Source organism: Pseudomonas congelans, assembly GCF_900103225.1.
GTDB lineage: Bacteria > Pseudomonadota > Gammaproteobacteria > Pseudomonadales > Pseudomonadaceae > Aquipseudomonas > Aquipseudomonas congelans.
The window spans coordinates 460,927-475,227 of sequence record NZ_FNJH01000004.1 but is presented as its reverse complement, the minus strand read 5'-3'; the positions used below and the strand labels follow the sequence as shown (position 1 = coordinate 475,227).

Annotated in this window: 11 protein-coding genes; 5 read left to right on the top strand and 6 right to left on the bottom strand. The window is 59.9% G+C overall.

The features are described 5' to 3' along the window. Nucleotides 1-183: 183 nt before the first annotated feature. Nucleotides 184-1,023: a BON domain-containing protein gene (locus BLR20_RS16860; RefSeq protein ID WP_032614111.1), complete on the bottom strand. Its 840-nt coding sequence runs from the start codon at nt 1,021-1,023 to the stop codon at nt 184-186. 197 nt (nt 1,024-1,220) lie between these two features. On the opposite strand from BLR20_RS16860, the gene algB reads away from it, so the two are divergent. Together algB and BLR20_RS16850 are read left to right on the top strand one after the other, a co-directional pair. Next, entirely contained in the window at nt 1,221-2,567 is a 1,347-nt protein-coding gene (gene algB / locus BLR20_RS16855; protein WP_003318895.1) for a sigma-54-dependent response regulator transcription factor AlgB, read from the top strand. Between the two features lie 10 nt (nt 2,568-2,577). Then, a complete protein-coding gene (locus BLR20_RS16850) occupies nt 2,578-4,365 on the top strand; it encodes a KinB sensor domain-containing domain (protein WP_054992823.1) in 1,788 nt (595 codons plus the stop codon). 28 nt (nt 4,366-4,393) lie between these two features. Here BLR20_RS16850 and BLR20_RS16845 read toward each other — a convergent pair whose 3' ends face one another. The 4 genes from BLR20_RS16845 to BLR20_RS16830 all read right to left on the bottom strand — a co-directional run bounded on the left by BLR20_RS16845 (nt 4,394) and on the right by BLR20_RS16830 (nt 8,870). Then, complete coding sequence (locus tag BLR20_RS16845) at nt 4,394-5,173, bottom strand: N-acetylmuramoyl-L-alanine amidase (protein ID WP_054992824.1); 780 nt, start codon at nt 5,171-5,173, stop codon at nt 4,394-4,396. Between the two features lie 95 nt (nt 5,174-5,268). After that, entirely contained in the window at nt 5,269-7,344 is a 2,076-nt protein-coding gene (locus BLR20_RS16840; RefSeq protein ID WP_054992825.1) for a GGDEF domain-containing protein, read from the bottom strand. Beyond that, a complete protein-coding gene (locus BLR20_RS16835; RefSeq protein ID WP_003414076.1) occupies nt 7,341-8,216 on the bottom strand; it encodes an endonuclease/exonuclease/phosphatase family protein in 876 nt (291 codons plus the stop codon). The genes BLR20_RS16840 and BLR20_RS16835 overlap by 4 nt, the downstream gene beginning before the upstream one ends. 9 nt (nt 8,217-8,225) lie before the next feature. Next, nucleotides 8,226-8,870, bottom strand: a complete 645-nt coding sequence (locus BLR20_RS16830; protein WP_010437268.1) for a thiol:disulfide interchange protein DsbA/DsbL — start codon at nt 8,868-8,870, stop codon at nt 8,226-8,228. 294 nt (nt 8,871-9,164) lie between these two features. Between BLR20_RS16830 and yihA the strand changes: the two genes are divergently transcribed. After that, nucleotides 9,165-9,800: a ribosome biogenesis GTP-binding protein YihA/YsxC gene (gene yihA, locus BLR20_RS16825; protein WP_003341625.1), complete on the top strand. Its 636-nt coding sequence runs from the start codon at nt 9,165-9,167 to the stop codon at nt 9,798-9,800. A 241-nt stretch (nt 9,801-10,041) separates the two neighbouring features. On the opposite strand, the gene polA is transcribed toward yihA, so the two are convergent. Then, entirely contained in the window at nt 10,042-12,807 is a 2,766-nt protein-coding gene (polA, locus tag BLR20_RS16820) for a DNA polymerase I (protein ID WP_054992826.1), read from the bottom strand. 74 nt (nt 12,808-12,881) lie between these two features. Here polA and BLR20_RS16815 point away from each other — a divergent pair, with 74 nt between their 5' ends. After that, nucleotides 12,882-13,169 (top strand): DUF2782 domain-containing protein, encoded by a 288-nt coding sequence (locus BLR20_RS16815; RefSeq protein ID WP_054992827.1) that lies wholly within the window; start codon nt 12,882-12,884, stop codon nt 13,167-13,169. A 36-nt stretch (nt 13,170-13,205) separates the two neighbouring features. Further along, nucleotides 13,206-14,156, top strand: a complete 951-nt coding sequence (locus BLR20_RS16810) for a homoserine kinase (RefSeq protein WP_054992828.1) — start codon at nt 13,206-13,208, stop codon at nt 14,154-14,156. Nucleotides 14,157-14,301: the final 145 nt, after the last annotated feature.

Genomic DNA, 14,301 nt, shown 5'->3' with positions numbered 1-14,301 from the left:
TGTGGGTCGACCTTTGTTGAATGGGTTATTGCAGACTGCATGCCAGTTTTTTGTTAGATATAAATCCCTTAATAATCAATAAGTTAGTAAGTTAGGTGTGAGCGTGCTGCCAGCAAGCTGCACGATTACCCCTTTGTAATCGTGCGTTCTGCACGAAGCGCTCAACGCTCTTGCTCTGAACCCTCAGCCTGCGCTGCGCGCCATGACCTTAAGCGCGTCGCCGTTGACCCCTTTGACGCCACGAATATTTCGCGCTATTTCCACCGCCAGCTCTTTCTCGGCGAAGTTGGCCACCACGCCGTTCAGGCTGACAACACCGGCCTTGGTGTCTACTTTAATATTCAGCCCATCCAGTGTCCGGCTATAGATGAGGCTCGCCTTGACCTTGCTGGTGATCCAGGCGTCACTCATTTCCTCGGTCGGGGTCAGCGACTGTGGCTGGGTCTTGGCCGCAATCGAGTCGGCCGCGCTCAGGCTGATCAGGTTGTTGACGCTGACCACGCCATCGGTGTTGCTGGCCAGGCTACCCGCCAGCTCCTTCGCTTCGGGGCTTTGTGCTCGGCCCTTGAGGGTGATTACGCCGTCCTTGCTGTCGACATCGATGGTCAGCGCTTCGGTTACGCTGCTCCATAGCAGTTTGGATTTCACCGTCGCGACCAGCGTCGCATCTTCGAACCGCTGAGCCATGTTGGTCCGTGTGCCAGGCTCACTGGCGACAGCAGGATCTACCTCCAGCTGGTTGTCGACCTTTTCGATGCCTTTGGTATCCAGCGCGATGCGCTCAGCCAGCTCGCGGTCCACCTCGTTTTCAACCTTGCCCTTGAGCGTCGCAGTGCCCTGTTCGACACCCACATCGATCTTGAACGGGCTCAGATGCTTGTTCAGCGCGAAAGCTGTCCAGATCGAGCCTTCCTGACGCGCCTCGTTGAGCTGAGTGGGCAGGTCAGGCTGGGCGAGTACCGGGCCGCTGCCCAGTAGCGCAGCGGTGGCGGTGATCAGAGCAATCTTTTTAAGTGAAAACATATGAGCGTTCCTTTTGCGGTGAGATTTCGTCTCCGAATAGACGGTTTTAACGGCATAAACGCGGATTAATCAGGCTGTTCGCCATTAGCTGATCAGAAAGCTACCATGCATGCCGAAGAATCAATCAGAATTGACCATGCAACTTGCCCGATGATTCCGAGACTAACTGAGACAATTCATTAAGGAGCGTAGGAAAAATGGAAGCAGCCACTGAGAATCAGGGCCGTATTCTGCTTGTGGACGACGAGTCCGCCATCCTCCGCACTTTCCGGTACTGTCTGGAAGACGAAGGCTACAGTGTCGCCACTGCCAACAGCGCAGCCCAGGCTGACACGCTCATGCAGCGTCAAGTATTCGATCTGTGCTTTCTCGATTTGCGTCTGGGCGAAGACAACGGCCTGGACGTGCTGGCGCAGATGCGGATTCAGGCGCCGTGGATGCGTGTGGTGATCGTGACTGCCCATTCGGCGGTGGATACGGCTGTCGATGCCATTCAGGCTGGCGCAGCCGACTATCTGGTCAAGCCGTGCAGTCCTGACCAGTTACGTCTTGCGACGGCCAAGCAGCTTGAAGTTCGACAACTGTCTGCACGTCTCGAAGCACTGGAAGGCGAGGTTCGCAAGCCCAAGGACGGCCTGGACTCCCACAGCCCTTCGATGATGGCCATTCTGGAAACCGCCCGCCAGGTTGCCGTAACCGACGCCAACATCCTGATTCTGGGTGAGTCGGGTACCGGTAAGGGTGAGCTGGCCAGGGCGATTCATGGCTGGAGCAAGCGGGCCAAGAAGTCCTGCGTCACGATCAACTGCCCGTCGCTGACGGCAGAACTGATGGAAAGCGAACTGTTCGGCCACAGCCGCGGCGCCTTTACCGGTGCCAGCGAAAGTACGCTGGGCCGAGTCAATCAGGCCGACGGCGGTACCCTATTTCTCGACGAGATTGGCGACTTTCCACTGACGTTGCAGCCCAAGTTGCTGCGCTTCATTCAGGACAAGGAGTACGAGCGGGTCGGTGACCCGGTGACCCGGCGTGCCGACGTGCGCATCCTGGCGGCGACCAACCTCAACCTTGAGGACATGGTGCGCAGCGGACGTTTCCGTGAGGATCTGCTGTACCGCCTGAACGTGATCACCCTGAATCTGCCGGCCTTGCGTGAGCGCAGCGAAGACATTCTGACCCTCGCAGACCGCTTTCTGGCGCGTTTCGTCAAGGAGTACGCCCGTCCGGCCCGAGGCTTCAGCGAAGAGGCCCGTGCTGCGCTGCTCAATTACCGCTGGCCGGGCAACATTCGTGAGCTGCGCAACGTGATCGAGCGTGCCAGCATCATCTGTCCGCAGGAGCGCGTGGAGGTCAGTCATCTGGGCATGGCTGAACAACCGACCAACAACGCACCGCGGGTGGGAGCGGCCTTGAGTCTGGACGAGCTTGAAAAGGCACACATCGGGGCCGTACTGGCAACCAGTGAGACCCTTGATCAGGCCGCCAAGACCCTGGGTATCGATGCTTCGACGCTTTACCGCAAACGAAAACAGTACAACCTATGAAATACCTCAAATGAAACTGGCCATGAAGCTGCGCACCCGCCTCTTTCTGAGCATTTCGGCGCTTATCACGGTCGCTTTGCTCGGACTGCTGCTGGGGCTCGTCAGTGTCATGCAGATGGCCCGGACTCAGGAATCACTGATTCAGCATAACTTCGCCATCCTCGATCTGGGCCTTAAGTTGCGCCAGAACATGGGTGATCAGTTGGTGTTGATGACCGGTTCCAATCGCAATGAGCCTGAGCTGGAAAGAGTCCAGAAGCAGTTCGAAGAGCTGCTGGAAGAGGGGTCGGCGCAGGACACCCAGCAAGATGTGCGCAACGGTTTTGAAAAGACCCGAGGCGATTATCAGCGATTCATTGCGGCCTGGCAGCAGTATGGCAATGATCCGCGAGGCATACGCGGTAACGCGCAACTGAGCGAAAGTTTCGACACTCTGCGTAACGGTCTGATGGATGTGCATCGCAAGGCGCTGGAGAACATCAGCAACGCCGAGATCAATTCCAGGGATCGTGCATTGTGGATCGCCGGCTTGCTGGGCTTGGTCGGGCTGGCTGTGCTGTGCATCGGCTTTGTGACCGCGCATGGCATCGCCCGTCGTTTCGGTGCGCCGATCGAGGCGCTGGCCAAGGCTGCCGATCGCATCGGTGAGGGGGATTACGAGGTCACGCTGCCGATTTCCTCGGCCGCTGAAATGAACCTGCTGACCCGGCGCTTCGGCATCATGGCCGAAGCCCTGCGTCAGCATCAGGCGACCAACGTCGATGAGCTTCTGGCGGGCCAGCAGCGCCTGCAAGCGGTTCTCGACAGTATCGACGATGGCCTGTTGATGATCGATCGCCAGGGCCATCTGGAGCACCTGAACCCGGTTGCGCAGCGCCAGCTCGGATGGGACGAGAGTCGCCTCGGGCACAGTCTCGGCGAGGCGTTGGGCCGTCCCGAGCTGGATGAGCAATTGCATCTGGTGCTGCGGGGCGGAACGCTGGAACGCGCGCCGGAAGACCTGGCCATCGAAATCGACGGCGAGTCGCGCCTGTTGACCTACAGCATGACGCCGGTCAGCCACACCAAGGGCCACATCCTGGGGGCGGTGATGGTGCTACACGACGTGACCGAGCAGCGTGCTTTCGAGCGGGTACGTAGCGAGTTCGTCCTGCGGGCCTCGCATGAGTTACGCACGCCGGTCACCGGCATGCACATGGCGTTCGGCCTTCTTCAGGAGCGTCTGCACTTTGCCCCCGAGTCCCGCGAGGCCGATCTGCTCAATACGGTCACCGAAGAAATGCAGCGCCTGATGCAGCTCATCAACGACCTGCTGAATTTCTCGCGTTACCAGAACGGTCTGCAGAAGCTCAAACTCGCGCCATGCTCCATCGAGACCTTGCTGCAAGAAGCCAAGGCGCGCTTCGAGGATCAGGCCCAGGAACAGGATATCGTGCTGATGCTGGATATGCAGGAGCCGATGCCGCGCCTGCATGCCGATCAGTCCCAACTGGAGCGGGTGCTGGATAATCTGCTGGACAATGCGTTGCGTCACACGCCGCCCAACGGCCTGATTCGCCTGCAGGCCAGGCGTCACGGCGAGCGGGCGATCATCAGCGTCGAGGATAACGGCGAGGGCATTGCCTACGGACAGCAGGGGCGGATCTTCGAACCCTTCGTCCAGGTCGGTCGCAAGAAAGGCGGTGCCGGACTCGGGCTTGCGCTGTGCAAAGAGATTGTCCAGCTGCACGGCGGGCGCATGGGCGTTTATTCCCGGCCGGGGCAGGGCACGCAGTTCTACATGGCTTTACCGCTCTGAGGGCTTGAGCGCCAAGCCCTCACTCACTTCAATTCGAGTGATTGAGCACCTGCAGAATGGCCGCGCTCTGTGCGTCAGGCTCGCCGTCGAAGCGTGCCGGACGATAGTGCATCTGGAACGCGGCCAGTACCTGACGTGTCGCGACGTCCAGCTCGCCGGTCTGCGGGGTGCTATAGCCCAGGTGCGCCAACTGCTGCTGGAACCAGCTGATGCTCGGCAGGTTGACTGCCAGCTGTGCCTGACGCTGGGCAACCTGGCGTTCGTCCGGCCAGTTTCCCAGACCTTCGGCAGCGAGGCGTTTCCACGGGAACAACGGTCCCGGATCCTGCTTGCGCAGCGGGGCGATGTCGCTATGACCAATGATGTGTTTGGGGTCGATCCTGTTGCGTTTGACGATGTCCTTGAGCAGGACAATGATCGATTGGGTCTGTGCTTCAGTATACGGATACCACAGGCGACCTGTCGGCGTTTCCTTGAAGCCCGGATTGACGATCTCGATGCCGATCGAGCTGGAGTTGAGCCAGGTTCGGCCTTCCCACTCGCTTTCGCCGGCATGCCAGGCACGCGCGCTTTCATCGACCAGCTTGTAGATAGTGGCCTTGCTGTCGTCACCGATCAGGTAGTGGGCGCTGACCTCGCCATGGGTCAGCAACTGCAGGGAGCGTTCCAGCGAAGTCGAGGTGTAATGCATCACCACGTACTGGGCACGGCCGTCGAAATTTACCGAGGGATGGCTGGTGTCCAGCCTGGGACCGCTGGCGCAGGCAGTGAGGAGGAGCATGAGCAGGGCAGAGAAATACAGCTTCATGAGGTCGGCAGCGTCGGCAGGAAATGAAACATCATAACAAAATGTGTGCGAATAGCATGGGGCACCCGCTATTTGTTCAGGTCAAAATGTTTCAGTCAGCCCTGTTCGATGCGGTTCCGACCGTTCTCCTTGGCCTTGTAAAGCGCCTGGTCGGCACGTTTGATGGCGGTGTCGCTCTTCTCTGAAGTGCGAAAAGCCGTCAGGCCAATGGATACGGTGATGGTGACTCGCTCACCCTTGAAGTGGAAAGGGCATGACTCAACGGCGGCGCGCAGTTCATCGAGCAGCGTCAGCCCGGTAGCAGGAGGTGTCGCAGGCAGCAGCATGACAAATTCTTCGCCGCCAAACCGTGCCATGAAGTCATCGGCGCGCAGGCGTTTGCTGAGGACATTGGCGACGATCTTCAACACCTTGTCACCAGCCAGGTGCCCATAGCCGTCGTTGATGCGTTTGAAATGGTCCAGATCCAGAATGCAGACCAGCAGGCTGTTTTTTTCTTCCTTCCACCGAGCCATTTCCAGTTCGAGGCGCTCGCCCCAGGCTGCACGATTGGGCAGTCCGGTGAGTGGATCTATCAGGGCCTTTTGACGCTGTTCTTCCAGGTGGGTCCTGAAACCCAGGGCTTCCTGCTCCATGCTCGCGACGCGCGCCGCCAGACCTTGCAGGCGCGAGGCCACTTCGCGCTCGCGGGCATCGCGCTTGAGCTGGTAGTGATCCATGGTGCCGAGCAGGGCCTCAAGCCGATTGTCGAGCACCCGCTTGAGGCTGGGCAGATCGGAGGCGTCCTGAACACTGCTTTGCAGGCCGCCCACTTGTTCGCGCAACTGGTCGTTCAGGTCGCGCGCGGTGGACTGATCCTCGGCGTGATCTTCACTGGCTGCCTGCAAGTGGCTCTGAAACGATTCGAGCCGCTCGTTGAGCTGCTTGAGGTAAGTGCCGAACTCATGCTGGCCGCCGTTGTTGATCGCCAGCATCAACACCGCAAGATCGTCGAGGATCGGCAGTAATTCGTACCAGTTAAGCCCATGTTTCAAGCGCAACTGCATGTCCTCGACCTGCGGGCGAAAGTGCTCGGACAGGGTCAGGTCGTCCAGCAGGCCCAACAGGGTTTGTTCAATGTGTGCTGCCACCGAGCTGTAACTGGGCTCAGGTGAGGAGGGTAGCGCATAGCCTTCTTCGCCTTCTGCCGACTCGGGCTGCTGCTCGGCTTCTGCGTAGGGGGTTTCAACGGTCACGTCAATTGGCGCTGGCCGCTGTTGATAAGGCACTGATGGGACAGGCGCCAGGATATCCGCGAAATCGATGGGGTCGACTGCGGCAGGTACAGGTACAGGTTCGGCGACGGCCTCTGCCGATACCGGAGCAGTGTCCGTAGCGGTGGCCGATGGTGCAGGTTCTTCAGGTGTCACTGCGGCGGGTATCACTGCGGCAGGCGCAGCGGTTTCCGGGGCAGGCGTTGGCAGCGTGCTGTCTGCGGCAGCGGGGGCTGCGGCAGGGGAATCAATAGCCTCGGCTTCGACAGGAACGGCGTCTGGCGTGGCGTAAGTGTTCGCTGCTTGCGGCTCGGCATCGGGTTCGTGCGGTTGCGGTGCGCAGGCGTCTTCTTCGGGGGGAGCAGCCTCGGGATGGGACTCGTTGCCGTGGCCCTCGCGTGAACCGAACAGGCGTTGCAGCAACCCTTGGCGGGGGCCTTCTTCGGGCTTTTCAACCTGGGTCAGGGCCTGGCCCTGCAAATTACTCAACTCGCCGAGCAACAGAGGCAGCTCGCGGGCCTGGGAGGCGCGCTCTTCAAGCTCCTTGGCAAAGCGCTTGAGCGGCTTGCGTACGTCGCGTGGCAGCGGCAGTGACTGCAGTTGTGCGACCAGTGCGGTCAGTGCCGAACTGATTTGCGCGGCCCGTACTTCGCGGCGTTGCTCTGAGTCCAGTACGGCTTTTTCAAGGCGCGGGATCAGGGCTGCCAGGCCCGCGTCCATATCGTCTTTGCGGACGATCTCGCGCATTTCCTTCATGCATTCATCGACGGCGCGGTCAGAGCCCTCTGCCGCCAGACTGCTGCGCACCAGACCGCGTCGCAACAAATCGAGCCGCGCATCCCAGCGCTTTTCGAGCTTGTCCTGTTGCTCGATCCCCTTGAGGTATTTCTCTTTCCAACGCTCCGCGTCGTCGCTCATGCAAGGCTTCCACCAGAGGGCACAGGCAGTGAGTCCCCGCGCAGTGAGTCAGGCAGGCGAATCTCGACAGCGACAGGCAGGTGATCTGAAATGGGTTGCGCCAGCACCTGTACGCGTTCGAGCGTCAGGGTCGGGCTAAGCAAAATGTGATCGAGGCAGCGCTGTGGCCGCCAGCTCGGAAAGGTCGCTTCTATCTGCGGGGCCAGAAGCCCGAGATCACGCAGCGGCGAGTGTTCCAGCAGGTCATTGGCGTGGGTGTTCATGTCGCCCATCAGCACCTGATGGCGATAACCGCCGATCAGTTCGCGAATATAGGCGAGCTGTCGGGTTCGGGTTCGGGTCCCCAGCGCGAGGTGCATCATGACCACGACCAAAGCATCTTCGCCCTCGCCGAAACGCACTAGAATCGCACCGCGCCCGGCTGGACCCGGCAGCGGGTGATCCTCGATCTTGGTCGGGCGCAGACGGCTCAACACACCATTGCTGTGCTGCGCCAGGCGCCCGAGATTGCGATTGAGCTGTTGATACCAGTACGGAAAGCCGCCCAACTGGGCGAGATGCTCGACCTGATTGACGAAGCCGGAGCGCATGCTGCCGCCGTCGACTTCCTGCAGCGCTACAAGATCGAAATCGTTGATCAGGTCGCCGATCTTCTGCAGGTTGCCAGCCCGGCCGCCATGCGGCAGCAAGTGCTGCCAGCTGCGCGTCAGGTAGTGATGGTAGCGCTGGGTACTGATACCCACCTGGATATTGAAACTGAGCAAACGCAGCCTGCCGTCTTCCGGCAGGCCGTTTTGCAGCAGATGATGTTCGTTGACCTGCGGATCATGCAGGCCAACGATACGGGTACTGCCTTTGCCCCAGCGGCGCATTACGTGCGCTTACTTGGCGGCTGCAGCAGCCGCTCGCTCTTTGGCAATCAACTGGTCGGCAACTTCCAGGGTCTTTTCCGGACCACCGGCAGAACCCAGGTCAAAGCGGTATTTGCCGTTGACGATCATGGTCGGAACGCCAGTCACTTCGTACTTCTTGGCCAGTTCCTTGTACTGGGCGATCTTGCCCTTGACTGCGAAGGAATCGAAAGTCTTCAGGAAGTCGTCCTTGTTCACGCCCTGAGTGGCGACGAAATCAGCCATGTCATTCTTGTCGGTCAGACGCTTGCCGCCCTTCTGGATAGCTTCGAATACGGCCGCGTGAACCTTGTGCTCGACGCCCATGGTGTCGAGGGTGATGAACAGTTGGCCGTGAGCGTCCCAAGGGCCGCCGAACATGGCAGGAATGCGTACGAACTTGACGTCGGACGGCAGTTTTTCAACCCACGGATTGATGGTTGGCTCGAACGCGTAGCAATGCGGGCAGCCATACCAGAACAGCTCGACGACTTCGATCTTGCCTGGCTCGGCGACAGGCACAGCGCTTGCCAGCTCGACGTATTGCTTGCCGGCCTCGATGGGCGTGGCGGCCTGGGCGGACATACCGAACAGACTGGCGGCAACCAGAGCGGCGCTGATGATCAGATTACGCATGCTTTACTCCTGAGCAGATTGAATCGCCTTCAAGCGACGGTGGTTTCGACCGGACGCGAAAGCCTGAGTTCGTTAGTGTAACGCTGAGGTTGTAAAAATGGGCGACCGAGAACGGCCTTTTTGCACAAGGAGTGAAGCAGGTCATGTCTGAATGTTCCAGCACGTCGGTCAGAGCGGCCCGATACGGTGTGAGTGTGGGCTGGGGGACAGGTGTGTCATTATATGCGCACGCATCCAAACGAAACCGACACCTCTTGCCGCACCCCTTGCAGGCAGGTCTTCACCGGAAATCACATGCAACTCAAAAACCCCATTCTCGGTCTGTGCCAACAGGCCACGTTCATGCTCAGCGCCGCCAAGGTCGACCAATGCCCCGACGACGAAGGTTTTGAAGTCGCATTTGCCGGTCGCTCCAACGCGGGCAAATCGAGCGCGCTGAACACCCTGACCCACGCCAGCCTGGCGCGTACATCCAAGACACCGGGGCGTACCCAGTTGCTGAACTTTTTCGGTCTGGACGAGGATCGACGTCTGGTCGACCTGCCCGGTTACGGCTACGCCAAAGTGCCTATCCCGCTCAAGCTGCACTGGCAGCGTCACCTGGAAGCCTACCTGGGCAGCCGCGAAAGCCTGAAGGGGCTGATCCTGATGATGGATATCCGTCATCCAATGACCGACTTCGACGTGCTGATGCTCGATTGGGCCATCGCCAGCAACATGCCGATGCACATTCTGTTGACCAAGGCCGACAAGCTGACCTACGGCGCTGCCAAGAACACGCTGCTCAAGGTTCAGGCCGAGATTCGCAAAGGCTGGGGCGATGCAGTGAGCATCCAGTTGTTTTCGGCCCCCAAGCGTATGGGGCTGGAAGAGGCTTACACCGTGCTGGCCGACTGGATGGAGCTGGAAGACAAGGCTCCTGCTGAGTAAATCGCAGGCAAAAAAGACCCCGGACTTCGCATGGGGAGGGGGAAGTTCCGGGGCTTAAGGTCCAGACCTTAGGGTGGGATCTGGATAACTGCCAACACTTAACACAACTAGGAGCACGATCGATTTTTCAACCAATCGACACATCCGACTCCTGTCCAAACGGTTAAGTTCCAGCAGTGAAGAAAAGTTCACATTTCCTACAATATTTGACGAACCTGCGTACAGGTTCGCCATTTCAGGCTCAGTGAGCCTCGTCCCAATTGTTGCCAACCCCCACTTCCACCAGCAACGGCACTGCCAGTTCCGCTGCGCCGCTCATGTGTGGACGGATCTGTGCACTGATCTGATCGACCAGGTCTTCGCGCACTTCAAGCACCAGTTCGTCGTGAACCTGCAGGATGACCCGTGCATCCAGACCGGACTCGTCCAGCCAACCATTCACCGCCACCATGGCTTTCTTGATGATGTCCGCTGCAGTGCCCTGCATCGGCGCGTTGATCGCCATGCGCTCCGCGCCTTTGCGCAGGGACTGGTTCTTGGCGTTGATGTCCGGCAGGTACAGGCGACGACCGAAGATGGTCTCGACGAAACCTTGCTCGGCAGCCTGGGCGCGGGTGCGCTCCATGTAGTTCAGCACGCCGGGGTAGCGGGCGAAGTAGCGGTCGACATACGCCTGTGACTGCTTGCGGTCCACGCCAATCTGCTTGGCCAGGCCGAATGCGCTCATGCCGTAGATCAGGCCGAAGTTGATCGCTTTGGCGCTGCGACGCATGTCAGTGGTGACGTCTTCCAGTTCGACGCCAAACACCTCCGCAGCCGTCGCGCGGTGAACGTCCAGGTCATTGCGGAAGGCATGCAGCAAGCCTTCGTCCTGAGCCAGATGCGCCATGATCCGCAGTTCGATCTGCGAATAGTCGGCCGCCAGCAGCTTGTAGCCCTTGGGGGCCACGAATGCCTGACGGATGCGCCGGCCTTCAGCCGTACGAATCGGAATGTTCTGCAGGTTCGGATCGCTGGAGGACAAGCGCCCGGTAACAGCCACCGCCTGATGATAGGAGGTGTGAATACGCCCGGTGCGCGGGTTGATCTGCTCCGGCAGGCGGTCGGTGTAGGTGCTCTTGAGCTTGCTCATCGAGCGGTATTGCATCAGCACCTTGGGCAGCGGGAAATCCTGCTCCGCGAGTTCGGCAAGCACCGCTTCGGCAGTCGATGCCTGGCCGGTGGCGGTCTTGCTGAGAATCGGCATGCCGAGTTTTTCGTAGAGAATCACGCCCAGCTGCTTGGGTGAACCGAGGTTGAATTCTTCGCCGGCAATGGCGAAGGCTTCGCGCTCCAGCGCGGTCATCTTGTCGCCCAGCTCGACGCTCTGGATGCCCAGCAGATTGGCATCGACCAGCGCGCCCTGGCGCTCGATACGCGCGAGCACAGGCACCAGCGGCATCTCGATATCGTTCAGTACCGGTTGCAGGGTTGGAATCGCGGCCAGCCGCGCGTCGAAGACTTCATGCAGACGCAGGGTCAGGTCCGCTTCTTCGGCGGCGTAATTGCCGGCCTGCTCCAGGGCTATCTGGTCAAAGCTCAGCTGTTTGGCGCCTTTGCCGGCAATGTCCTGGAAATTGATCGGCGTGTGCGTCAGGTACTTGGCCACCAGGCTGTCACGGTCGTGGCGGGTGGCGGTAGAGTCCAGTACGTAGGATTCCAGAATGGTGTCGAAGCGCACGCCCTGCAGGTCGATGCCTTGAGCCTGGTCGCCGTCGATGGCGCAATTGGCAAGCAGGTTGATGGCGAACTTGGCGTGCTGGCCGACCTTGATTTTGTCCGGGTCTTCCAGCAGCGGCTTGAGCGCCTTGAGCACGGTGTCGCGGTCCAGCTGCTGCGGCACGCCCATGTACGAGTGGGTCAGCGGAATGTAGGCGGCTTCGTGGGTCTGAATGGCGAAGGACAGGCCGACCAGTTGCGCACGCTGGGCATCGGTACCGTTGCTCTGGGTAACGAAGGCAAACAGCGGCGCGGCCTGCAGCTTCTTCAGCCAGGCATCGAACTGGCTCTGTTCAAGAATGACTTCATAAGCCGCTTCCCTGGCCTCAACGGTCGGCTCTTCGACGGTCAGCTCCTGACCTGCACGCTTGGCGTCGCGTTGCAGGTCTTCGATCCAGCTCTTGAATTCCAGCTCGGCGTACAACTCCATCAACGTGTCGCGGTCGGGCTCGCCGCAGTGCAATTGATCCAGCTCGATGTCTAGCGGTACGTCGATCTTGATGGTCGCCAGTTCGTAAGACAAAAAGGCCATCTCACGATGCTCTTCGAGTTTGGCGGCCAGGGTCTTGGCGCCACGGATCGGCAGGGTCGCGACCTTGTCGAGGTTCTCGTAAAGCTCCTTGATGCCACCGCCGATGCCGACCAGTAGGCCGACCGCGGTCTTCTCGCCCACGCCGGGCACGCCGGGAATGTTGTCGACCTTGTCGCCCATCAGGGCCAGGTAATCGATGATGTGCTCCGGACCGACGCCGAATTTCTCTTTCACGCCAGGCACATCCAGCACGCTGCCGGTCATGGTGTTGACCAGGGTGATATGGCCGTCGACCAGTTGCGCCATGTCCTTGTCGCCGGTGGAGATCACCACTGGACGATCGGCCGCCGCGCTGCTGCGTGCCAGCGTGCCGATCACGTCATCGGCTTCGACACCTTCGACGCACAGAAACGGGTAACCCATGCCTTTGACGCAAGCGTGCAGCAGATCGACTTGCACACGCAGATCGTCCGGCATGCTGGGCCGGTTGGCTTTGTAGTCGTTGTACAGCGCATCACGGAACGTCCCCCCCTTGGCGTCGAACACCACGGCGAGCGGGCTGTCCGGGTACTGGCGCCGCAGGCTTTTGAGCATGTTGAGCACGCCCTTGACGGCACCGGTCGGCAATCCTTTGGAGGTGGCCAGTGGTGGCAGTGCGTGGAAGGCGCGGTAGAGGTAGGAGGAACCGTCTACCAGGACGAGTGGCGCTTGGGTCATGAGCAGAATCAACCTTTTCGGCGGGGTCGGCGCTAGAATGCGCGGACCATTGACGACAAAGGGACAAGGTTATCATGCGCAAGGTAAATCGACTGATATTGACCGGCCTGTTGGCCTTTGGCCCTTTGCTCGCTGTTGCAGCAGAAGATCCACCTTCAGCGGCGCCGGACGTTACTATTCGCACCGACGGCGACAGAACCATTCAGGAATATCGCCAGAACGGCTTTCTGTATGCGGTTAAAATCACCCCGAAACACGGCAAACCCTATTTTCTGGTGCGCGCCGATGGTACAAGCCCCAATTTCATTCGTTCGGACCAACCGGACATGCTGATCCCGCAGTGGGAAATATTCAGCTGGTAGCACCCTACATTCACTTCAATCGTTGGCAGTCCTGATATGTCCGTTTTTACCCCACTGGCTCGGCCCGAGCTGGAAACATTTCTCGCCCCTTACGGGCTCGGCCGTCTGCTTGACTATCAGGGCATCGCTGCCGGTAGTGAAAACACCAATTACTTCATCAGTCTGGAGCAGGGCGAGTTCGTGCTGACGCTGGTCGAGCGCGGCCCGGTTCAGGAGATGCCGTTCTTCATCGAGCTGCTCGATGTGCTGCATGACGCCGACCTGCCGGTGCCTTATGCGCTGCGCACCACCGACGGTCAGGCGCTGCGCGAGCTGGCAGACAAACCGGCGCTTTTGCAGCCGCGTCTGCCGGGCAAGCACATCAGTGAGCCGAACACCCAGCATTGCGTGCAGATTGGTGAGTTGCTGGCCAACCTGCATCTGGCGACCCGAGGGCAGATCGTCGAGCGCAAGACTGACCGCGGCCTGGACTGGATGCTGAGCGAGGGGCGCAATTTTCTGTCGCACCTGGGCGAGACTCAGCGAGTGCTGCTTGAAAAGAGCCTTGAGGAGATCGAGGCTTTAAAGCCGCAGATCATGGCGCTGCCGCGCGCCAACCTTCATGCCGACCTGTTTCGCGACAACGTACTGTTCGAAGGTACGCACCTGACCGGGTTGATCGATTTCTACAATGCCTGCTCGGGTCCGATGTTGTACGACTTGGCGATTGCTCTCAACGATTGGTGTTCCCGCGAAAACGGCCAGCTCGACGCCGTCCGCGCCCGTGCCTTGCTGGGGGCCTACGCGGGCTTGCGACCATTCACCGCTGCGGAGTCGAAGCTTTGGGCGGCGATGTTGCGTATCGCTTGCGTGCGTTTCTGGCTGTCACGTTTGATCGCTGCCGAAACCTTCGCCGGGCAGGATGTGCTGATTCATGATCCTGCGGAGTTCGAGCGCCGCCTGGCCGAGCGTCAGGAAGCGCATATTGCGTTGCCGTTTGCGCTCTGAGACCAGACCTGTCTTCGCGAGTCGATTGTCGTCCCCACGCTCTGAACTGACCCCAAAAAGCTGGACAGTTGACTATCGTTCCCATGCTCCGCGTGGGAATGCAGTTGGTGACGCTCTGCGTCGCAAGAGGACGCGGAGCGTCCAG

Excerpts from the sequence above, each read along its gene's own strand:
- BLR20_RS16860 (WP_032614111.1), bottom strand. The coding sequence starts at position 1,023 with ATGTTTTCACTTAAAAAGATTGCTCTGATCACCGCCACCGCTGCGCTA.
- algB (WP_003318895.1), top strand. The coding sequence starts at position 1,221 with ATGGAAGCAGCCACTGAGAATCAGGGCCGTATTCTGCTTGTGGACGAC.
- BLR20_RS16850 (WP_054992823.1), top strand. The coding sequence starts at position 2,578 with ATGAAACTGGCCATGAAGCTGCGCACCCGCCTCTTTCTGAGCATTTCG.
- BLR20_RS16845 (WP_054992824.1), bottom strand. The coding sequence starts at position 5,173 with ATGAAGCTGTATTTCTCTGCCCTGCTCATGCTCCTCCTCACTGCCTGC.
- BLR20_RS16840 (WP_054992825.1), bottom strand. The coding sequence starts at position 7,344 with ATGAGCGACGACGCGGAGCGTTGGAAAGAGAAATACCTCAAGGGGATC.
- BLR20_RS16835 (WP_003414076.1), bottom strand. The coding sequence starts at position 8,216 with ATGCGCCGCTGGGGCAAAGGCAGTACCCGTATCGTTGGCCTGCATGAT.
- BLR20_RS16830 (WP_010437268.1), bottom strand. The coding sequence starts at position 8,870 with ATGCGTAATCTGATCATCAGCGCCGCTCTGGTTGCCGCCAGTCTGTTC.
- yihA (WP_003341625.1), top strand. The coding sequence starts at position 9,165 with ATGCAACTCAAAAACCCCATTCTCGGTCTGTGCCAACAGGCCACGTTC.
- polA (WP_054992826.1), bottom strand. The coding sequence starts at position 12,807 with ATGACCCAAGCGCCACTCGTCCTGGTAGACGGTTCCTCCTACCTCTAC.
- BLR20_RS16815 (WP_054992827.1), top strand. The coding sequence starts at position 12,882 with ATGCGCAAGGTAAATCGACTGATATTGACCGGCCTGTTGGCCTTTGGC.
- BLR20_RS16810 (WP_054992828.1), top strand. The coding sequence starts at position 13,206 with ATGTCCGTTTTTACCCCACTGGCTCGGCCCGAGCTGGAAACATTTCTC.